Here is a 20,025-nt window from a genome sequence, read left to right on the forward strand (position 1 = left end):
GTGATCCATCCACGTCACACCCCGGGATCGAAGACAGATACGCATATGAGCACCACCGAATCTGACCTGATGGCACCTGAGATCAACGTGCAGCGCATCATGACGACGGGAACCGCATGGTTCGCGGTCGCCGTGGGATCGGTCGCCGTCACGATGGGTCTTCTCCTCTCCTCCGGATGGCGACCGACGACCCTCCCGGAGGGGCTCCAGGCGCTGTGGTGGCTCAGCGCGCTGACCGTCGGGCTGAGCATCGGGCTGATCGGCTGGTCCGGATGCCCGATCCTGGAGGTCAGCGTGCCGGTCGCCGACCGCAACAAGACCCGCACGATGCAGCTGGGCACGCTCCTCTTCATCGTCGGCGGAGCGGGCGCTCTGCTGGCGGTCATGCTCGGCGCCTGATCGCGTTCAGCCGCCGGTCGAGGCGCGTACGACGAGCTCCGGGCGGAACCGCACGTTCCGCTCGTAGTCGCCGTCGGGATCGTCGATCGACCGCAGGAGCAGGTCGACGGCCGTGTGCCCGATGAGTCGTGCGGGCTGGCGGATCGACGTCAGCGGCACGACGGTCGCCGAGGCGAAGTCGATGTCGTCGTAGCCGATCAGCGCGATGTCCTCGGGGACGCGGACGCTTCCGAGCATCGTGAGCGCCTGCAGCAGGCCGACCGCGAGAAGGTCGTTCGCGGCGAAGACGGCGTCGGGGCGATCGGCGGCGGCCCTGCCCAGGATCGCGTCTCCTGCTTCGCGCCCGTTCAGCACGCTCAGGGCATCCGCCTCGATCACTTCGAGCCCGGATCCGGGCACCTCGTCGACGGCGCGGCGCGCGCCCTCGAGACGGTTCGCGACCTGCGCGATGGATGAGGGGCCGGCGAGGAAGGCGATGCGACGGCGGCCGATGTCCAGCAGGTGCTTCGTCGCGAGGTATCCGCCTTCGACATCGTCGACCGACACGGAGCAGAAGCCGCTGCCCGGCACCTCGTGGTCCACGAGGACGACCGGCGTACCGGCATCCGCGAGGCGCTGGAGTCCGGTGACGTCATCGGATGCCGGCGTGATGAGCACCCCGTTCACCCGCTGCTCCCGGAAGAGATCGAGATAGCTGCTCTCGCGTGCGGCATCCTCGTCGCTGTTCCCGAGCAGCACCGAGAGGCGGTCCTCGTCGGCGCGGGCCTCCGCACCCCGGGCGACGTCTGCGAAGAACGGGTTGCCGGCATCGAGGACGATGAGCCCGATGCTGCGGCTGCGCCCCGCTCGCAGCTGCCGTGCGGCGTCGTTGCGCACGAAACCGAGCCGTTCGATGGCGTCGCGCACGCGGTCGACGGTGTCTCCGGCGACCTTGTCCGGGCGGTTCAGGACGTTGGACACCGTGCCGACGGATACGCCGGCGGCGGCGGCCACATCGCGCACGCTCACTGCCACCGGGTGCCCCTTCCTGTCGTGCACTGTCCGCGAGTGTACGGCATCGGCCGGATCGGGATGGCACGGGTGTTGCAGAAGGACCCGGCGACTCCTACAATGATTTGAAACGATTCAAAACAGGAACGAAAGCAGCGTCGCATGAGCATCCTCTCCCCTGAAGACCTCGCAGCTCTCGAGCAGCAGGGCATCGAGCTCCCCAGCTGGGCGTTCGGCAACTCCGGCACCCGGTTCAAGGTGTTCGGCACGCCCGGCACACCGCGCGATCCGTGGGAGAAGATCGCCGACGCCGCGCAGGTGAACAGGTACACGGCGCTCGCCCCCGCCGTCGCGCTGCACATCCCGTGGGACCTGGTCGACTCGTTCGACGATCTGCGCAAGCACGCCGAGGACCTCGGCGTCACGCTCGGCACGATCAACTCCAACACCTTCCAGGACGACGACTACAAGTTCGGCGCCCTGACGCACGAAGACGCGGCGATCCGGCAGAAGGCCATCGACCACCACCTCGCCTGCATCGACGTCATGGATGCCACCGGCAGCCGCGACCTCAAGATCTGGCTCGCCGAGGGCTCGAACTACCCCGGTCAGGCCGACCTCCGCGGACGCCAGGATCGCCTGCAGGAGTCGCTGCAGAAGATCTACGACCGCCTCGGCGACGATCAGCGCCTCGTGCTCGAGTACAAGTTCTTCGAGCCCGCTTTCTACCACACCGACGTTCCGGACTGGGGCACCTCCTACGCGCAGGTGAGCGCGCTCGGCGACAAGGCGATGGTGTGCCTCGACACGGGCCACCACGCGCCCGGCACGAACATCGAGTTCATCGTGATGCAGCTGCTGCGCCTCGGCAAGCTCGGCTCGTTCGACTTCAACTCGCGCTTCTACGCCGACGACGACCTCATCGTCGGCGCGGCCGACCCGTTCCAGCTGTTCCGCATCCTCTTCGAGGTCATCCGCGGCGGCGGCCTGAACAACCCGGACGTGGCATTCATGCTCGACCAGTGCCACAACGTCGAGGACAAGATCCCCGGCCAGATCCGCTCGGTGCTGAACGTGCAGGAGATGACGGCGCGCGCGCTGCTCGTCGACCGCGACGCCCTGACCGCGGCGCAGAGAGCGGGCGACGTGCTCGCCGCCAACGCCGTGTTCATGGACGCGTTCTACACCGACGTGCGCCCCGCTCTCGCCGAGTGGCGCGAGTCGCGCGGCCTCGCCGGCGACCCGATGGCCGCCTACGCGGCATCCGGATACCAGCAGAAGATCGCCGCCGATCGCGTCGGCGGCGTGCAGGCCGGCTGGGGCGCCTGAGCGCCTCCGCCACCGACCCTTTCGAACCGAGGAAAAGACAGATGACGAACCCGACTGCCGCCGCGCTCATCGAGCGCTCGAACCGCCTGGGCTCCGACCCGAAGAACACGAACTACGCCGGCGGCAACACCTCGGCCAAGGGAACCGACACCGATCCGGTCACCGGTCAGCCGGTCGAGCTGCTCTGGGTCAAGGGCTCCGGCGGCGACCTGGGAACGCTGAAGGAATCCGGTCTCGCCGTGCTGCGACTGGACCGCATGCGCGCCCTGGTCGACGTCTACCCGGGCCTCGACCGCGAAGACGAGATGGTCGCTGCGTTCGACTACTGCCTGCACGGCAAGGGCGGGGCCGCCCCCTCGATCGACACCGCCATGCACGGTCTCGTGGACGCCGCGCACGTCGATCACCTGCACCCGGATTCGGGCATCGCGATCGCGACCGCGGCCGACGGCGAGGCCCTCACTTCGACCATCTTCGGAGACAAGGTGGTCTGGGTGCCGTGGCGCCGCCCCGGCTTCCAGCTCGGACTCGACATCGCCGAGATCAAGAGGCAGAACCCCCAGGCGATCGGCTGCATCCTCGGCGGCCATGGGATCACCGCCTGGGGCGACACCTCCGATGAGGCAGAGGCGAACTCGCTGTGGATCATCGAGACGGCATCCGCGTACATCGCCGAGCACGGCAAGGCCGCCCCCTTCGGCGGCATCCGCTCCGGCTTCGAGGCGCTGCCCGAGACCGAGCGCCGGGAGCGCGCGGCGGCTCTCGCCCCGACCATCCGCGGCATCGCCTCGCACGACCGCCCGCAGATCGGCCACTTCACCGACGCCGACGTGGTGCTCGACTTCCTGGCATCCGAGAAGGCGCCCGAGCTGGCCGCGCTCGGCACCAGCTGCCCCGACCATTTCCTGCGCACCAAGGTCAAGCCGCTCATCCTCGACCTGCCGGCCACGGCATCGGCCTCCGAGCAGATCGCGCGCCTGCACGAGCTGCACGAGGAGTACCGCGCCGACTACCAGGCCTACTACGACGCGCACGCGACGCCCGAGTCGCCGGCGATCCGCGGCTCCGACCCGCTCATCGTCCTGATCCCCGGCGTGGGCATGTTCTCGTACGGCGCGAACAAGCAGACCGCGCGCGTCGCCGGCGAGTTCTACGTCAACGCGATCAACGTGATGCGCGGCGCAGAGGCACTGTCGACCTACTCCCCCATCTCCGATGCCGAGAAGTTCCGCATCGAGTACTGGGCGCTCGAAGAGGCGAAGCTGCAGCGCATGCCGAAGCCCAAGACCCACCAGGGGCGCATCGCCTTCGTGACGGGCGCGGCATCCGGCATCGGCAAGGCCATCGCGACCCGGCTCGCCGCCGAAGGCGCCTGCGTCGTCGTCGCCGACCTCGATGCCTCGAAGGCGCAGGCCGCCGCGGCAGAACTCGGGAACTCCGACGTCGCGATCGGCGTCGCGGCGAACGTCGCGGATGCCGACGCGATCCAGGCCGCGCTCGATGCGACGGTGCTGGCCTTCGGCGGCGTCGACCTCGTCGTGAACAACGCGGGGCTCTCGCTGTCGAAGCCGCTGCTCGAGACCACCGAGAAGGACTGGGACCTGCAGCACGACGTGATGGCGAAGGGCTCTTTCCTCGTCTCCAAGGCCGCGGCCCGCGCGCTCATCGACCAGAAGCTCGGCGGCGACATCATCTACATCTCGTCGAAGAACTCCGTCTTCGCCGGCCCGAACAACATCGCCTACTCGGCGACCAAGGCCGACCAGGCCCACCAGGTGCGACTGCTCGCGGTGGAGCTCGGCGAGTACGGCATCCGCGTCAACGGCATCAACCCGGACGGCGTCGTGCGCGGCTCGGGCATCTTCGCCTCGGGCTGGGGCGCCAACCGCGCCGCGACCTACGGCGTGGCGGAGGAGGACCTCGGCCAGTACTACGCGAACCGCACGATCCTGAAGCGCGAGGTCGTGCCCGAGAACGTCGCGGATGCCGTGTACGTGCTGACCGGCCCCGAGCTGAGCCGCACGACCGGCCTGCACATCCCGGTCGACTCCGGCGTCGCCGCGGCCTTCCTGCGATGACCCTGCGCGCTGTCGCGGCCGTCGACCTCGGGGCGACCAGCGGGCGGGTGATGATCGGCCGCGTCGGCGACGGCGTGCTCGAACTCGAACTCGTCTCGCGGTTCCCGAACGGTCCGGTCCAGCGCGAGGACGGGCTGCACTGGGACTTCGGCGCACTCTACGAGCACATCGTGGCGGGGCTGGCTCAGGCGGTCAGTCGCGAGCCCGCGATCGAGAGCATCGGCATCGACTCGTGGGCCGTGGACTACGGTCTGCTCCGCGACGGCGAGCTGCTCGCCGAGCCCTTCCACTACCGCGACGACCGCACGGCTCGCGGCGTCGAGGAGGTGCACGCGCTCGTGCCGTTCGCCGAGCTGTACGGCCGCAGCGGCCTGCAGTTCCTGCCGTTCAACACGCTCTACCAGTACCGCGTCGACACGCGGCTCGCCGGCGCCGACACCGCGCTGCTGATCCCGGATCTGCTGGCCTTCCTCCTCACCGGGGCGCGCGTCGCCGAGCGCACGAACGCGTCGACGACCGGCCTGCTCGGCGTCGAGAGCGGCGAGTGGGACACGGATCTCGCCGAGCGCCTCGGCATCCCGGTCCACCTGCTCCCCGACCTCGTCGACCCCGGAACGGTGATCGGCGAGCTCCGTCCGGAGCTCGCCGCGCGCGTCGGTGCGACGCTGCCCGTGATCGCAGTGGGGTCGCACGACACCGCCTCGGCGGTCGTCGCCGTGCCGATGACGTCGCCGTCAGCCGCGTACATCTCCTGCGGCACGTGGGGCCTGGTCGGGCTGGAGCTGTCGGACCCGGTGCTGACGGATGCCGCGCGCGACGCGAACTTCACGCACGAGCGAGGCGTGGACGGCCGCTACCGCTTCCTGCACAACGTCACGGGACTCTGGCTGCTCAGCGAGACCGTGCGGGAATGGGAGGCCGCCGACGGCGCTCCCGTCGATCTTCCCGAGCTGCTCGCCGCGGCATCCGCCGTCACCGCCGACGTCCCGCTCTTCGATGCGAACGATCCGTCGTTGAGCACCCCGGGTGACATGCCCGGCCGCATCGCGGCACTGCTGCGCGCGACCGGTTCCGAGCCGCCCGCGGAGCGGGCCGCGTTCGCCCGCTCCATCGTCGAATCGATCGCCGCCGCCTTCGCTGCGGCGATCGCCACCGCCTCGGCGCTGTCCGGACGCCCGATCGACGTGATCCACATCGTCGGCGGGGGATCCCTGAACGCGCTTCTCTGCCAGGCCACGGCCGACCGCGCTGCTACGACGGTGCTGGCGGGACCGGTCGAGGCGACGGCGCTCGGCAACGTGCTCGTGCAGGCCCGCGCCCTGGGCGCGGCGCCGGAGACGCTCGAGGAGATGCGCGCGCTCGTCGCCGCGACCCATGCGCCGGTGCGCTTCGACGCCCGACGCTGAATCCCGCGCCGGGCGTCGAAGAGCGGCTGCTCAGTTCGCGACGGCACCGCCGGCGTTCGCCGCGGCGAGCAGCTGCTCGACCTGCTCGTGCGACACGTCGACCCCCGGGAAGCCGATGAGACGACCGATCGGGAACGACGCCATCATCTTCTCCATCGCCTCGTCGTTCGGCATCATCGACGCCGCAGAGGAGTCGGCGCCGGACAGTTCGCCGAGGAAGCCGCCGAGCGCGCCCATGACGATCGGGCCCGCGACCGGATGCGCCACGACATCGCCGATCGACGAGTTCAGGGTGAGCGGCACGTGCACCTCGTCGCCCTCGATCTCGACGGATGCCGATGAGCGGATGTCGCGGCTCGACGCCGCCACATCCACGGTGTACTCGCCGCCTTCCACGACCCAGCGGTCGACGCGCACGTCCCAGTAGGCGAGGTCTTCGCGGCGCACGACGAGCTCGACGGTGCGGGTCTCGCCCGCGGCGAGCGCCAGCGACGTGAAGGCCTTGAGCTCGCGCGGTGCGCGCTGCACGATCGACCGGGTGGGGGCGACGTACACCTGTACGACCTCGCGGCCGTCGCGGTCGCCCGTGTTCGTGACGTCGACGCGCACGGTGATGTCGCCGTCGGCTGCGACCGCGGCGGTGGCCGATCCGTAGGCGAACGTCGTGTACGACAGTCCGTGTCCGAACGGGAATGTCACCTCGAGTCCCTTGGCGTCGTACCAGCGGTAGCCGACGAGCAGTCCCTCGCCGTAGCGGACGTGGCCGAACTCGCCGGGGAAGTTGCCGAAGGACGGGTTGTCCTCCAGCCGCACCGGAACCGTCTCGGTGAGCTTGCCCGAGGGGTTCACGGCACCGTAGAGCACATCGGCGACGGCGCTGCCGCCGGCCTGACCGAGCAGCCAGCTCTCCACGATCGCCGGCACGCGATCGGCGAACGGCAGCGCCACGACGCCGCCGTTCGACAGGACGACCACGGTGCGCGGGTTCGCCTCGAGCACGGCGTCGAGCAGCGCGAGCTGCGCCGCGGGCAGATCGATGTGCTCACGGTCGAAGCCCTCGGACTCCTCCGCGGCCGGCAGGCCGAGGAACACGACGGCGACGTCGGCGCCGGCGGCGACCGCGACTGCTTCGTCCCGCAGGTCGTCGGCGGAGCGACCGGATGCCGCCACCGCGCCGCCCTCGACGGCGAAGCCCGCAGCGTACGAGACGGCGTCACCGCCGAACTCCCGCAGTGCGTCGAGCGCCGCGTCCACGCGCGTCGGGTTGATGAGCGACGAGCCCGCGCCCTGGAAGCGCGGTTCCGTCGCGAAGGCGCCGATGACCGCGACCTTCTGCGCGGGTGCGAGCGGCAGCAGCACACCGTCGTTCTTCAGCAGCACGATCGACCGTCCCGCCGCTTCGCGCGCGAGGGCGTGGTGCGCCTCGACATCGAGCGGACCCGAGACGGCCGGGCGCTCGCCCGCCTTGCGGACGAGGTCGATCGCGCGGGCGGCGGCGGTGTCGAGCACGGTCTCGTCGAGCGTGCCGGCGCGCACGGCGTCCACCAGCTGCTTGTCGGTGCGACCGCCGGATGCCGGCATCTCGAGGTCGAGGCCCGCGGCGACACCGGCGACGCGGTCGTTGACGGCGCCCCAGTCGGAGACGACGAGGCCGTCGAAGCCCCAGTCGTCGCGCAGCACGCTCGTGAGCAGCCACGGGTCCTCCGAGGTCCAGACGCCGTTGAGCTTGTTGTACGAGCACATGACCGTCCAGGGCGCGGCATCCTTCACGACCCGCTCGAAGCCGCGCAGGTAGATCTCGCGCAGCGGGCGCGGGTCGACGTCGGAGCTCGCGCGCATCCGGTCGAACTCCTGGTTGTTCGCGGCGAAGTGCTTCAGCGACGTGCCGACGCCCTGGGACTGCACCCCGCGAACCGAGGCGGCGCCGAGCACGCCCGAGACGATCGGGTCTTCGGAGAGGTACTCGAAGTTGCGGCCGCACAGCGGCGAGCGCTTGATGTTGATGCCGGGTCCGAGCACGACGGCGACGTCTTCGATCGCAGCCTCGACGCCGATCGCCGCGCCGACGCGCTCGATGAGCTCGGGATCCCACGACGATCCGATGCCGACCGCGGGCGGGAAGCAGGTTGCCGGCACACTGCTGGCGAGCCCGAGGTGGTCGGTGCCGCCCGCCTGCTTGCGGAGACCGTGCGGGCCGTCGGTCATCATGATCGAGCGGATGCCGACCCGGTCGACGGCTTTCGTGGTCCAGAAGTCCGCGCCGCTGGTCAGCGATGCCTTCTCCTCGAGGGTCAGGTCGGAGGCCGAGATCTCGGTCATGGTGTTCCTTTCGCAGCGACGGCGGTGTCCTTGCGAAAACTATATGCGCTTCAGTATTAGATTCCAAACGGCATTCAGGATTAGTCTCGAGGCATGGCTATTCGAGGTTCGTACGCGAAGGGCGTGGCACGACGCGAGGAGATCCTCGAGAGCGCGCTCGACGTGATCGGCCGCAAGGGCTACCAGAACGCCTCGCTGAAGGAGATCGCCGAGGTCGTCGGCGTCACCCCCGCCGCTCTCCTGCACTATTTCGGATCGAAGGAAGAGCTGTTCACCGCGGTGCTGCGCAAGCGCGACGAGCACGACGGGCTCGACCCGGCCTTCCTCGACGCGGACGGCGCACGGGACGGGTTCCTGCAGGTCATCCGCCACAACACGGAGGTGCCGGGGCTGGTCGCCCTGTTCTCCCGCCTGTCGGTCGACGCCGCCGACCCCGCCCACCCTGCGCACGAGTACTTCCTCGAGCGCAGTGAACGCCTCCGCACCACGATCGCCGAGACCTTCCCCACCGAGGACCGCCGCCCCGCCCTCGATCCGGAGACGCTCGCGAGAGTGATCCAGGCCGCGTCCGACGGCCTCCAGCTCCAGTGGATGATCGACCCCTCCGTCGACATGCCCGGCATCATGGCCGCGCTGATCGACGCGCTGACTCCACCCTCCGCGCCGGAGCGGATGACGCGCTAGCCCTTCACGGCTCCCCCCAGCCCGGCGGAGCGCAGGAACACGGACTGGAACAGCAGGAACATGCCGATCGGGATGAGGGTCGAGATCGCGAGGGCGGCCAGGAACACGTCGAGCTCCGTCTGCGACTGCACCGCGGGAAGACGTACCGACAGCGGCTGCACGGCAGGATCGGGCAGCACCAGCATCGGCCAGAGGTAGTCCTTCCACGCGGCGATGATGGCGAACACCGAGACCACGCCGAGGATCGGCCTCGACATCGGCAGCACGATCGACCAGAACAGGCGGAAGGGTCCGGCGCCGTCCGTGCGGGCCGCCTCGAACACCTCGCGCGGCAGCGAGTCGAAGAACCTCTTCACCAGCAGGATGTTGAACGCGTTCGCCCCCATCGGCAGCCACACCGCGAGGTAGTTGTTGAGCAGGCTGACGTCGCCCAGCAGAGGCGGATGAACGATCGTGAGGTACAGGGGCACCAGCAGCACGATGCCGGGGATGAAGAGCGTGGCCAGCACGAGTGCGTTCAGCAGCGGCGCGTACCGCGGCTGCAGCACCGACAGCGCATAGCCCGCGGTCGTCGCGATGAACAGCTGCACGAACCAAGCGCCGAGGGCGATGATGACCGTGTTCAGGAAGTACTGGTCGATATGGATGTCGTTCCACGCGGTCGACAGGTTCGCCCAGTCGATGCCGTTCGGCCAGAGCGCGAACGGCTGCTGCAGCGTGTCCTGGGTCGGCGTCACCGCCGACTTCGCGAGCCAGAGGATCGGCCCGAGCCCCGCGACGATGAGACCGACTGTGAGGAAGAGGTGCGTGATCGACATCCCGATGCGGATGCCGGGCCGCCTCCGCTCCGAATCGGAGATGACCGTGCGATCGCCCACCTGGTCGGCGGCGCGTTCGGCGGCGCGCTCCGCGGCCCGCGTCGAGAGACGGGTCGTGAGGCTCATGTCGTGCTCCATCGGTCGGTCAGTTTGAAGTAGAGCCAGGACAGGACGGCCAGCACGATCGCCAGCAGCACCGAGACGGCGGTCGCCTCGCCGTAGTCGCCGCCCAGGCTGTTGCGGAACGCCTTGTCGTAGATGTACAGCAGCACGGTCTTCGTGGCGCCGGCCGGGCCGCCGCCGGTGAACAGGAACGGCTCGAGGAAGACCTGCGCGGTCGCGATGACCTGCAGGATCAGCATGATGAAGAGGATGCCGCGCAGCTGCGGCAGCGTGACGTGCCAGATCTTCTTCCAGATGCCGGCGCCGTCGACCTCGGCGGCGTCGTACAGCTCGGGCGGGACGCCGAGGAGCGCGGCGAGGTAGATGATGATCGAGCCGCCGGCGCCGGCCCAGGTCGCCTCGAGCACGAGCGACGGCATGGCCTGCACGGCATCCTGGATCCACGGCTGCGGCGGGATCCCCACCCAGCCGAGGACGGTGTTGAACACACCGGACGGGTCGGCGCTGTAGAAGAACTTCCATAGCAGCACGGCGACGACCGGCGGGATGACGACCGGGAGGTACGCGAGAGCCGAGTACAGCCCCTTCCCCCGGCGGACCTCGCTCATCAGCACCGCCATCAGCAGCGGCAGCGGGAACCCGAAGAGCAGGGCGAGCACCGCGAACCAGAGGGTGTTGATCACGGCCCTGCCGAGTTCGGGGTCTCCGATCACCGCGAGGTAGTTGTCGAAGCCGACCCATTCCGCGACGATCAGGTTCGTCTTCTGCAGGCTCATGATGACGGACTGCACGATCGGCGACCAGGAGAAGAACACGAACACGAACAGCATCGGCAGGACGAACACGAGGTTCGCCAGCCCGCCGCCGCGGTACCACGTGAGCGGCGAGCGGCGGCGGGGTCGGCGAGCAGCGGGCGGCGGAGAGTCCTCCACCGCCGCCCGATGCTCGGAGAGCGTCATCGTCATCGACTACTCGTCGAGCTTCGCCTGCGCGTCGGTCTGCACCTGAGCGAGGAGAGCGTCGATGTCGGCGTTCTGGTCGGTGAGCACGGTCTGCACCACGGAGTCGAGCAGCGCGTAGACCTCCTGGGTCTTCACCTTCGGCTCTCCGACCGGCGTCTGGTCCCAGATGCGATCGCTGAAGGGCTTCATCTGATCGACCGGCACGTTGACGTAGTCGGCGATCCACTCCTGCGACTCGTCGTAGAGCTCACGGCTGAGCACGGGCAGGAGCGGCGTGCCGACAGCCTGGCCCGACTCGTCGAGCGTCTTCGCGTCGAGCACCGCGGCATCCTTGTCCGTGAGCTTCTGCATGTAGTACCAGTCGATCCACTCGACGCCGGCCGCCTTGGTCTTCTCGTCGATGGTCGGGCTCATCACGGCGATGTCGCCGCCGCCGAGCGTGCCCGGGTCGTCGCCCTCGAGCGGCACGACGGTCATGCCGTAGATCGCCGAGTCCATGCCGAAGTCGCGCACCAGCGCCGTGTAGATGTCGGAGCCCGAGGTGTACATGCCGATGTTGCCGGCGGCGAACTCCTGGTTGATCGCTCCCCAGTCGAGGTCGACCTTCGATCCGAAGGAGCCGTCCTCCCACTTCACGTCATGCAGGAACTGCAGAGCCGCCTTCGTCGCGTCGTTGTCGATGGTCGACTCAGCCGTGCCATCGCCGTTGTCGGTCTGCGTGCGGCCGCCGCGGGCGACGGTCTGAGAGGTGAGCTGCCAGCCGCCGGTGTTGTTGATGGCCATCTGCGCGTAGCCGGCCTTGCCTGTGGCGTCCGTGATCGCCTTCGCGGCCTCACGGATCTCGTCCCACGTCTGCGGCGGGTTGTCGGGGTCGAGGCCCGCCTGCTCGAACAGATCGCGGTTGTAGTGGAGTGCCGCGGCGTACGCCTGACGCGGGAAGCCGTAGAGCTTGCCGTCATCTCCGGTGACGCCGTCGAGGATGATCGGGTTGAACTTGTCGGTGTACCCGAGCTCGTCGATCGCGTCGGTGACGTCCATGAGCTGCCCGTTCTCGAGCAGCGTCTTGGAGTCGGTGAACGGCACGGTGAAGACGTCGGGCAGGCTGCCGCCGGCGAGCTGCACCGCGAAGGTCGGACCCTCCCACTCGTACTCGACCCCGATGATGTCGATGTCGGGATGCTCCTTCTCGAACTGCTTCTCCTGGGCCGCGAACGCGTCGTAGGCCGCGGCATCGGCGCCGGGCGGGAACGTCGCGACGCGCAGCTCTGTCTTGCCGCTGGCGCTCCCCTCGTCTCCTCCGGCGGAGCAGCCGGCGAGGGCGGTGACCGTGGCCAGCGCGGCGACGCCGGCGACCAGGGTCCTCTTCGGTGACTTCATCGTCTTTCCTTCCATGTGATTGCTGATCGGGTCGTGCAGGGTCTCTTCAGGGCTTCGCTCCGCGGGAGCGCTCGGGCAGGGCGTGCAGAGCGAGCCAGGCCGTGGAGTCCGGCGGCAACGCGCCGTGGAGCGCCGTGCTGGCGAGCAGCACCTCGTGGTGCGCGGGCAGCGGCACCGCCGTCGGGCCGAGGTTCGTGATGCTCAGCACCCCGTCTCCGCGGAGGAAGGCGAGCACGTCGGCGCCGAGCTGCAGCCACGAGAAGCCGCCGTCGGCGAGGTCGTCGAGGTCTCGGCGCAGAGCGATCGCGTCGCGGTAGAGGTTCAGGGTGGATGCTGGATCCTGCTCCTGCGCGTCGACGGCGAGCGGCGCCCAGTCCGCCGGCTGCGGAAGCCACGGCGTGCCGCCGAAGCCGTAGGGGCTGGAGGAGCCCGACCAGGGCAGCGGCACGCGGCATCCGTCCCGCCCGGGGTCGACCCCGCCGGAGCGGAAATGCATGGGGTCTTCGATCGCGTCGAGCGGCAGCTCCACCTCGGGCAGGCCCAGTTCGTCGCCCTGATAGATGTACAGGCTGCCGGGCAGGGCCGCGACGAGCAGCGCCGCGGCCCGTGCCCGCTGCCGTCCGCGGGCAGCATCGGTCGGGGTGCCGAAGCGCTTGCGATCGAAGGCGAACGAGGAATCCGCACGACCGTAGCGCGTCACCGGTCGGGTGACGTCGTGGTTCGAGAGCACCCAAGTCGCGGGCGCCCCCACCGGAGCGTGCTCGGCGAGCGTGCGGGTGATCGAGTCGCGCATCGCCTGCGCGCTCCAGGGCTGAGCCATGAAGCCGAAGTTGAAGGCCGTGTGCATCTCGCCGGGCCGCAGGTAGCGGGCGAAGCGCTCCGCATCCTCGAGCCACACCTCGCCCACGAGCACGCGCTCGCCGTCGTACTCGTCGGCGACGGCGCGCCAGTCGCGGTAGATGTCGTGCAGCTCGTCGCGGTCGATGTGCGGGTGATCGGTGGCCGGGGCGCTGCCGGGAGGCAGGTCCGGGAGCGCCGGATCCTTCACCGGCAGCGCCGCGGAGTCGATGCGCACGCCGGCCACGCCCCGGTCGAACCAGAATCGCAGCACGTCCTCGTGCTCGCGCCGCACGTCGGGGTGGTTCCAGTTGAGGTCGGGCTGCTCGGGCGTGAACAGGTGCAGGTACCACTCCCCGGGGGTGCCGTCGGGGTTGCGCGTGCGCGTCCAGGTCTCGCCCTGGAAACTGGAGACCCAGTTGGTCGGGATGCCGTCGCCGTTCTCGCCGCGGCCGGGGTGGAACCAGAAGCGCTCGCGCTCGGGACTGCCGGGGCCTGCCGCGAGGGCGCGCCGGAACCACTCGTGCTGGTCCGAGATGTGGTTGGGGACGATGTCGACGATCGTGCGGATGCCGAGCGCCAGGGCCTCGGCGATGAGCTCCTCCGCTTCCTCGAGCGTGCCGAACCGCGGGTCGATGTCGCGGTAGTCCTGCACGTCGTAGCCGCCGTCGGCGAGCGGGCTCAGGTACCAGGGGGTGAACCAGAGGGCGTCGACGCCGAGGTCCTTCAGGTAGCCGAGACGTGCCCGCACACCCGCGAGGTCGCCGATGCCGTCGCCGTTGCCGTCCGCGAAGCTGCGCACGTAGATCTGGTAGATCACGGCCGTACGCCACCAGCCCTCATCCGCGGGCATGGTCAGAGTGCGGGCAGGCGCGGTTGCGGTGCTGCGCAGAACATCGGTGTCCACGGAACTCCTCGTCGTCGGTGGCGATGTCCCGAATGTAGCTTTACTTCGTATTTAACGCAAGAAGTAAACAGATTGTCGTAATTTTGCGATTCTTGCAGAGCGCGCGAAGGGAGCGACGGACGGATGCCGCGACGCCGAACGGTCAGGCCAGCGGGCCCGTGGACGCCCGCAGGACCAGCTCGGGCTCGAAGAGGAGCTCGTCGATCGGCTGAGCCGTGCCGGCGATCTGGGCGAGCAGGAGCGCGATCACCGCCCTTCCCATCGACTCGATCGGCTGGCGCACGGTCGTCAGCGGCGGCTCGGTGCAGCTCATCAGCGCGGAGTCGTCGAAGCCGACCACGCTCACGTCCCCCGGCACCGAGAGCCCCGCGCGCCGCGCGGCGCGCACGGCGCCGAGAGCCATCGGGTCACTGGCGCAGACGACCGCCGTGGCGCCCGCCTCGAAGAGACGCGCGGCCCCCGCCTGCCCGGACTCGAGCGAGTACATCCCGCGGATCACGAGGTCGTCCGAGAGCGGAGCACCGAGGCGCTCGAGCAGCCGCCGCGCGGACTCGAGCTTGCGCTGCGACGGCACGTGATCAGCGGGCCCGAGCAGCAGGCCGATCCGCCGGTGCCCCAGCTGATGCACGTGCAGCACGGCCTGCTCTGCCGCAGCGGAATCGTCTGTCGACACCGTCGCGAACTGCAGCTCGGGCACCCGGGCGTTGACGAGGACAGTCGGCAGGTTCACCTGGCGGAGGCGCTCGTAATGCTGATGTGCGGCATCCGCCTGCGTGTAGTTCCCCCCGAGGAAGATGACGCCGGAGACCTGCTGCGCGAGGAGCAGATCGATGTAGTCCGACTCGGTCACCCCGCCGGCGTTCTGCGTGCACAGCAGGGGCGTGTACCCGTTCTGCGTCAGGGCGCCGCCGACGATCTCGGCGAAGGCGGGGAAGATCGGATTCTGCAGCTCGGGCAGCACGAGACCGACCAGGCGCGCACGCTCTCCGCGCAGCTTCGTCGGACGCTCGTAGCCGAGCACGTCGAGAGCCGTGAGCACCGCCTGACGGGTCGCGTCCGAGACGCCGGGCTTGTCGTTGAGCACACGGCTGACCGTGGCCTCGCTCACTCCGACCTTGCGCGCCACCTCGGCGAGTCGCTTCGACATGGGGTCAGTGTACGCAAGTTCTTGCAAGATCGCGCAAGCGATCTGCAGGGTCCGGCAACGGGCGTCTAGCGGACGTTGCCGTTCGAGCAGGTCTGCTGCGCGGCGGAGTTGCCCTTGATCGAGTCGGGAAGAGCGACGACGTCCGAGGGCGTCGCGTTCGGATCCGGGGTCGCACCGTCGACCGGAGCCGTGGGCTCCTGGACGACCACGCCGTCGTTGCTGGTGTTCTGATGCGTGATCTGCAGCTGCGCGTTCGCCTCGATGGCATCCCACATCACGTTCGCCGCCTGCTGGTTCGGCACCACCTTGTTCGGATCGGCGCTGTCGCCGACCGTCGGATACTGCAGGAAGACGATGTCTTCGAACGGCACCGACTTCACCGCCAGGGCGATCTGCACGATCTTCATCGGATCGGCGAGCGACGTGCTGGTCTCGAGGTTGTTGAGGCCGATGTTGGCGAGCTTGAGCATGACCGGCACGTTGCCCAGCGTCTCTCCGCTGATCAATGCGCGAGCCAGGCTCGACATGTACTGCTGCTGGTTGCCGATGCGGCCGAGGTCGCTGCCGTCGCCGACGCCATGGCGGGTGCGCAGGAACTGCAGCGCCTGCAGTCCCTGGAGGTAGTGTTGTCCGGCCTCCATGTCGAGGCCCGTGTACCGATCCTTGATCGGGTTGGCGAGACACACCTCGACGCCGCCGATCGCATTCGTGATCTCGATCACTCCGCCGAACGTGACAGAGGCCGCGAACTGGATCTCCTGGCCCGTCAGCTGACCGATCGTCTTGGCGACGCAGTTCAGTCCCGCATCGGTGTAGGCGACGTTGAGCGGCTGCTTGCTCATGCCCGAGTGGACGTTGCCGTCCTCGTCGGTGCACTCCGGGATCGGGATCATCAGGTCGCGGGGGAAGCTGACGACGGTGATACGACGCGGCTCCTGCGAGACGTGGACCAGCAGGTTCACATCGTTCAGCGTGCCGCCGGCATCGCGTCCGGTGCAGCGATCGCCGAAGAGGTCCTTGTACTTCTCCTCGCAGGTGTCGACGCCGGTGAGGACGAGGTTGAAGCCGCCCTTGTACTCCCCGATGTCGGGCGGGAGCTGCTCCTGGCCCTCCAGATCGACCGCGTTCGCGGAGACCGTGCTGGAGAAGTCGTAGAGGATGTAGGCGCCGACGCCGAAACCGCTGACGAGCACGACGGCGAGGCCGATCGCGAGGAATTTCATCAGCTGTCCGACGGCCCCGGGGGTGCGTTGCTGACCGTGCCGCGCGATGGTGCGCCGGCGTCGGGAGTTCTCGCTCACTCGTGGCCTTTCGGGTTCAGTATGCGGAGGGTGTGGGATTCGAACCCACGAGACATCTCTGCCCACTGGTTTTCAAGACCAGCTCCATCGGCCGCTCGGACAACCCTCCCGGCAGACGAAATCTGCCGACAACGCGTGAGTCTAGCCGAGTTCTATTCTGACGCGTCGACCTGGGCGGGTGCTGGAAGCGTGTCGAGAGCCGTCGCCAGGCCGCCGTCGGCCACGTCGTCCGTGATCTCGCCCGCGGCATCCTTCACCTCGTCCGGAGCCTGGCCCATCGCTACCGCGCGGCCCCCGAGAGAGCGTGCCCAGCCGAACATGCCGACGTCGTTGCGGCCGTCTCCGGCCACGAAGACCCGGCCGCCGTCGACACCGAGTTCGGTGCGCACCTGCTCCAGCGCGGTGCCCTTGTCGACACCCTGGGGTGCGATGTCGAGCCACGCCGTCCAGCCGATGGCATAGGACACCTCGTTGAGTCCGGCATCCGCCACCAGCCGGTGGAAGTCCTCCTCATCGTGCCCCGGCGAGACGACGACGATGCGCGACACCGGCTCGGCGCCGAGCTCGTCGAAGTCGACCTGACGGCCGCCGTCGAGGGTCCAGTCGTCGAGCACCGCCGTGTAGAGGCGCTGCGCCGACGCGAGCTCCACCATATAGCGCGCCTCCGGCAGACGTTCCTGCAGCAGCGCGAGCACGGGCCGAGGGTCGAACGTCTCGACGTTCCAGCGCTCCCACTCGCCGGCGACGCGACGCATCGTCACGGCGCCGTTCGAGCAGACGACGTACTCCGCGGTCAGGCCGAGCTCCTCGACGTAGCGCCGGGTCGCCATCCAGCTGCGACCGGTGGCGATCGTGACCTCGTGGCCGGCCTCGCGGACACGGGTGATCGCCTCGGGCACCCCGGGACTCATGGTCTCGTCCTGCAGCAGGATCGTGCCGTCGACGTCGAGCCCGACGAGCCAGGGTCCGGTCATCGTGCCGCCTCGGCGTCGTCGACCCATCCCAGGGGACGGATCACGTCGAGTCCGCCGAGGTACGGCCGCAGCACCTCGGGCACGCGCACCGAGCCGTCGGCCTGCTGGTGCGTCTCGAGCAGCGCGACGATCCAGCGCGTGGTGGCGAGCGTGCCGTTCAGCGTCGCCACGTGCTGCGTCTTCGCGGCGCCCCCCTCGCTGGCCGGACGGTGACGCACGTCGAGCCGGCGGGCCTGGAACGTGGTGCAGTTCGACGTGGAGGTGAGCTCGCGGAAAGCGCCCTGGGTCGGCACCCAGGCCTCGATGTCGTACTTGCGCGCGGCGCTGGACCCCAGGTCGCCGGCCGCGACGTCGATCACGCGGTAGGAGAGGCCGAGCGAGGTCAGCATCTCCTCCTGCAGCGCGACCAGGCGCAGGTGCTCGGCCTCGGCGTCCTCGGGGTCGGTGTAGACGAACATCTCCAGTTTGTTGAACTGGTGCACGCGGATGATGCCGCGGGTGTCCTTGCCGTGCGAACCGGCTTCGCGACGGTAGCAGGTCGACCAGCCGGCGTAGCGGAGGGCGCCGTCGGTCAGGTCGACGATCTCGTCCTTGTGGTATCCGGCGAGCGCGACCTCGCTGGTGCCGACGAGATACAGGTCGTCGTCCTTGTCGAGGTGGTAGACCTCGTCGGCGTGCTCGCCGAGGAATCCGGTGCCCTGCATGATCTCCGGGCGCACGAGCGTCGGAGTGATCATCGGCACGAAGTCGTGCTGCAGCGCCTTGTCGAGAGCGAGGTTCATGAGGGCGATCTCGAGTCGGGCCCCGATGCCGCGGAGGAAGTAGAACCGCGCCCCCGACACCTTCGCGCCGCGCTCCATGTCGATCGCGCCGAGCAGCTCGCCGAGTTCCAGGTGGTCGCGGGGCTCGAAGTCGAAGGCGGGCACGTCGCCGACGCGGCGCAGCTCGACGAAGTCGGCTTCCCCACCGGCCGGCACGCCGTCGATCACGACGTTCTCGATGCGGGCGAGAGCGACGGCTGCCGCTTCGGCGGCCGCGTTGGCCACGAGTTGGGCCTGCTTGACGCGCTCGGCGAGGTCCTTGGCCTGGGCGACGAGCGCCGCCTTCTCCTCTTTCGGCGCTTTCGCGACCTGCTTGCCGAACGCGTTCTGCTCGGCCCGCAGCTCTTCGAACGCCGTCAGCGCGGCGCGGCGCGATCGGTCGGCCTCGAGTGCGGCGTCGACGGTGCCCTGGTCGTTTCCACGGGCAGCCTGTGAACGGCGGACGATCTCCGGATTTTCGCGGAGCAGTGCGAGGTCGATCATCCACCAAGTCTAGGAGGTGGACGAGGGGCGAGCGGATGCCGGGCTTAGAGTAGCGCCATGACCACGAGCGATCCCGCCCGCCGCCAGGCGGCGCTCGTGTACAACCCGATCAAGGTCGACGCGAAGCGGCTTCGCGCCGCGGTGCGCGATCTGTCGCGCGACGCCGGATGGGAGCATCCGGCGTTCTATCCCACGACGATCGAGGACGCCGGTCAGGCGGCGACCGCGCAGGCGCTCGCCCGCGGTGTGGATGTCGTCCTCGTGGCCGGCGGAGACGGCACGGTCCGCGCGGTCTCGGAGGCGATCGCGAACTCCGGGGTGCCGTTGGCGATCCTGCCGAGCGGCACGGGCAACCTGCTCGCACGCAATCTCGGCCTCCCGCTCGGCGATCCGGAGGAGATGATCCGCGCAGCCCTCGGCGACTTCCGGCATCCGATCGACATCGGCTGGGCGCGACTGATCCGCGCGGACGGCGAGCAGTCGGAGCATGCGTTCGTGGTGCTGGCGGGCATCGGCCTCGACGCCGACATGATCGCGAACACGCGGTCCGACCTCAAGAAGTCGGTGGGCTGGATCGCCTACGTCGACGGTGCGGCGCGATCGCTTCCGCGCGCGCGGCCGTTCCGCGCCGTCTATCAGATCGACGAAGGGCGCCTGCATTCGACGAAGGTGCACAGCATCCTCTTCGCGAACTGCGGCACGCTCCCCGCAGGGATCGCGCTCATCCCCGACGCGTCCATCACCGATGCGACGCTCGACGTCGCCGTCATCCAGCCGACGGGCGTGCTCGGCTGGCTCGGCGTGTGGCGGAAGATCTGGTGGGACAACTCGGTCCTGCGGCGTTTCCGCGCCGGTCGACGCGTGCTCGAACGCCGCGGCAGGGACGCTTCCGTGCACTACTTCCGCGGGGTCGCCGCCGAGGCCGCAGCGCCCGGACCGACACCGATCGAGCTCGATGGCGACGCGTTCGGCGACGCCGTGCGCGTCACATGCCGGGCGGACCCGGGCGCGCTGCTGCTCGCCCTCCCCGCCGGTCACCCGGTGTCGATGCTCTGAGCCGCGGAGCCCCG

Annotated in this window: 16 protein-coding genes and 1 tRNA gene; 6 read left to right on the forward strand and 11 right to left on the reverse strand. The window is 69.3% G+C overall.

Annotated elements, in window-relative coordinates:
• Window positions 1–69 precede the first annotated feature (69 nt).
• A complete protein-coding gene (locus tag DW306_RS13970) occupies window positions 70–399 on the forward strand; it encodes a hypothetical protein (protein ID WP_136056204.1) in 330 nt (109 codons plus the stop codon).
• Between the two features lie 6 nt (window positions 400–405).
• Here the strand turns inward: DW306_RS13970 and DW306_RS13975 are convergent, their stop codons facing one another.
• Window positions 406–1,413 carry a LacI family DNA-binding transcriptional regulator gene (locus DW306_RS13975; protein WP_136056205.1) on the reverse strand — a complete coding sequence of 336 codons (1,008 nt, stop codon included), beginning with the start codon at window positions 1,411–1,413 and terminating at the stop codon, window positions 406–408.
• Between the two features lie 138 nt (window positions 1,414–1,551).
• Between DW306_RS13975 and rhaI the strand changes: the two genes are divergently transcribed.
• Genes rhaI through DW306_RS13990 form a run of 3 tightly spaced genes read left to right on the forward strand, consistent with a single transcriptional unit; the run spans window position 1,552 to window position 6,202 of the window.
• The gene (gene rhaI, locus DW306_RS13980; RefSeq protein WP_136056206.1) at window positions 1,552–2,718 is read left to right on the forward strand and encodes an L-rhamnose isomerase; all 1,167 of its coding nucleotides are present in this window, start codon (window positions 1,552–1,554) and stop codon (window positions 2,716–2,718) included.
• A 41-nt stretch (window positions 2,719–2,759) separates the two neighbouring features.
• Window positions 2,760–4,796, forward strand: a complete 2,037-nt coding sequence (locus tag DW306_RS13985) for a bifunctional aldolase/short-chain dehydrogenase (RefSeq protein WP_136056207.1) — start codon at window positions 2,760–2,762, stop codon at window positions 4,794–4,796.
• Window positions 4,793–6,202 (forward strand): rhamnulokinase family protein, encoded by a 1,410-nt coding sequence (locus DW306_RS13990; protein WP_136056208.1) that lies wholly within the window; start codon window positions 4,793–4,795, stop codon window positions 6,200–6,202. Before DW306_RS13985 ends, DW306_RS13990 begins: the two co-directional genes overlap by 4 nt.
• A 30-nt stretch (window positions 6,203–6,232) precedes the next feature.
• Here the strand turns inward: DW306_RS13990 and DW306_RS13995 are convergent, their stop codons facing one another.
• Window positions 6,233–8,521: a glycoside hydrolase family 3 C-terminal domain-containing protein gene (locus tag DW306_RS13995; protein WP_136056209.1), complete on the reverse strand. Its 2,289-nt coding sequence runs from the start codon at window positions 8,519–8,521 to the stop codon at window positions 6,233–6,235.
• 93 nt (window positions 8,522–8,614) lie between these two features.
• Here DW306_RS13995 and DW306_RS14000 point away from each other — a divergent pair, with 93 nt between their 5' ends.
• Window positions 8,615–9,205 carry a TetR/AcrR family transcriptional regulator gene (locus tag DW306_RS14000; RefSeq protein WP_136056210.1) on the forward strand — a complete coding sequence of 197 codons (591 nt, stop codon included), beginning with the start codon at window positions 8,615–8,617 and terminating at the stop codon, window positions 9,203–9,205.
• On the opposite strand, the gene DW306_RS14005 is transcribed toward DW306_RS14000, so the two are convergent.
• The 9 genes from DW306_RS14005 to serS form a co-directional block, all read right to left on the reverse strand.
• Window positions 9,202–10,149 carry a carbohydrate ABC transporter permease gene (locus tag DW306_RS14005; RefSeq protein ID WP_136056211.1) on the reverse strand — a complete coding sequence of 316 codons (948 nt, stop codon included), beginning with the start codon at window positions 10,147–10,149 and terminating at the stop codon, window positions 9,202–9,204. The two genes, DW306_RS14000 and DW306_RS14005, sit on opposite strands and share 4 nt — an antisense overlap.
• Entirely contained in the window at window positions 10,146–11,111 is a 966-nt protein-coding gene (locus tag DW306_RS14010; protein ID WP_205814184.1) for a sugar ABC transporter permease, read from the reverse strand. Before DW306_RS14010 ends, DW306_RS14005 begins: the two co-directional genes overlap by 4 nt.
• A 3-nt stretch (window positions 11,112–11,114) precedes the next feature.
• The gene (locus DW306_RS14015) at window positions 11,115–12,485 is read right to left on the reverse strand and encodes an extracellular solute-binding protein (RefSeq protein ID WP_136056212.1); all 1,371 of its coding nucleotides are present in this window, start codon (window positions 12,483–12,485) and stop codon (window positions 11,115–11,117) included.
• A gap of 46 nt (window positions 12,486–12,531) precedes the next feature.
• Complete coding sequence (locus tag DW306_RS14020) at window positions 12,532–14,175, reverse strand: glycoside hydrolase family 13 protein (protein WP_136056228.1); 1,644 nt, start codon at window positions 14,173–14,175, stop codon at window positions 12,532–12,534.
• Between the two features lie 196 nt (window positions 14,176–14,371).
• Window positions 14,372–15,376 carry a LacI family DNA-binding transcriptional regulator gene (locus DW306_RS14025; RefSeq protein ID WP_136056213.1) on the reverse strand — a complete coding sequence of 335 codons (1,005 nt, stop codon included), beginning with the start codon at window positions 15,374–15,376 and terminating at the stop codon, window positions 14,372–14,374.
• 65 nt (window positions 15,377–15,441) lie between these two features.
• Window positions 15,442–16,677, reverse strand: coding sequence for an LCP family protein (locus DW306_RS14030; protein ID WP_136056214.1), 1,236 nt, complete (start codon window positions 16,675–16,677; stop codon window positions 15,442–15,444).
• Between the two features lie 24 nt (window positions 16,678–16,701).
• Window positions 16,702–16,786, reverse strand: a tRNA-Ser gene (locus DW306_RS14035).
• 43 nt (window positions 16,787–16,829) lie between these two features.
• On the reverse strand, window positions 16,830–17,651 hold the full coding sequence (locus tag DW306_RS14040) for an HAD family hydrolase (protein ID WP_136056215.1): 822 nt from the start codon (window positions 17,649–17,651) through the stop codon (window positions 16,830–16,832).
• A complete protein-coding gene (gene serS / locus DW306_RS14045) occupies window positions 17,648–18,955 on the reverse strand; it encodes a serine--tRNA ligase (RefSeq protein WP_136056216.1) in 1,308 nt (435 codons plus the stop codon). Before serS ends, DW306_RS14040 begins: the two co-directional genes overlap by 4 nt.
• A 57-nt stretch (window positions 18,956–19,012) precedes the next feature.
• On the opposite strand from serS, the gene DW306_RS14050 reads away from it, so the two are divergent.
• Window positions 19,013–20,011 (forward strand): diacylglycerol kinase family protein, encoded by a 999-nt coding sequence (locus DW306_RS14050; protein WP_136056217.1) that lies wholly within the window; start codon window positions 19,013–19,015, stop codon window positions 20,009–20,011.
• The last annotated feature ends 14 nt before the right edge of the window (window positions 20,012–20,025 follow it).

The sequence above is a fragment of the Microbacterium sp. K24 genome (assembly GCF_004794465.1).
Taxonomy (GTDB): Bacteria; Actinomycetota; Actinomycetes; order Actinomycetales; family Microbacteriaceae; genus Microbacterium.

Bases quoted from the DNA above. Each gene is read 5' to 3' on its own strand.
- DW306_RS14020 (WP_136056228.1), bottom strand. From the start codon at position 14,175: ATGCCCGCGGATGAGGGCTGGTGGCGTACGGCCGTGATCTACCAGATC.
- DW306_RS13970 (WP_136056204.1), top strand. From the start codon at position 70: ATGGCACCTGAGATCAACGTGCAGCGCATCATGACGACGGGAACCGCA.
- DW306_RS13985 (WP_136056207.1), top strand. From the start codon at position 2,760: ATGACGAACCCGACTGCCGCCGCGCTCATCGAGCGCTCGAACCGCCTG.
- DW306_RS14040 (WP_136056215.1), bottom strand. From the start codon at position 17,651: ATGACCGGACCCTGGCTCGTCGGGCTCGACGTCGACGGCACGATCCTG.
- DW306_RS14015 (WP_136056212.1), bottom strand. From the start codon at position 12,485: ATGAAGTCACCGAAGAGGACCCTGGTCGCCGGCGTCGCCGCGCTGGCC.
- DW306_RS13995 (WP_136056209.1), bottom strand. From the start codon at position 8,521: ATGACCGAGATCTCGGCCTCCGACCTGACCCTCGAGGAGAAGGCATCG.
- DW306_RS14050 (WP_136056217.1), top strand. From the start codon at position 19,013: ATGACCACGAGCGATCCCGCCCGCCGCCAGGCGGCGCTCGTGTACAAC.
- DW306_RS13990 (WP_136056208.1), top strand. From the start codon at position 4,793: ATGACCCTGCGCGCTGTCGCGGCCGTCGACCTCGGGGCGACCAGCGGG.
- DW306_RS14000 (WP_136056210.1), top strand. From the start codon at position 8,615: ATGGCTATTCGAGGTTCGTACGCGAAGGGCGTGGCACGACGCGAGGAG.
- DW306_RS14010 (WP_205814184.1), bottom strand. From the start codon at position 11,111: ATGACGATGACGCTCTCCGAGCATCGGGCGGCGGTGGAGGACTCTCCG.
- DW306_RS14005 (WP_136056211.1), bottom strand. From the start codon at position 10,149: ATGAGCCTCACGACCCGTCTCTCGACGCGGGCCGCGGAGCGCGCCGCC.
- rhaI (WP_136056206.1), top strand. From the start codon at position 1,552: ATGAGCATCCTCTCCCCTGAAGACCTCGCAGCTCTCGAGCAGCAGGGC.
- serS (WP_136056216.1), bottom strand. From the start codon at position 18,955: ATGATCGACCTCGCACTGCTCCGCGAAAATCCGGAGATCGTCCGCCGT.
- DW306_RS14025 (WP_136056213.1), bottom strand. From the start codon at position 15,376: ATGTCGAAGCGACTCGCCGAGGTGGCGCGCAAGGTCGGAGTGAGCGAG.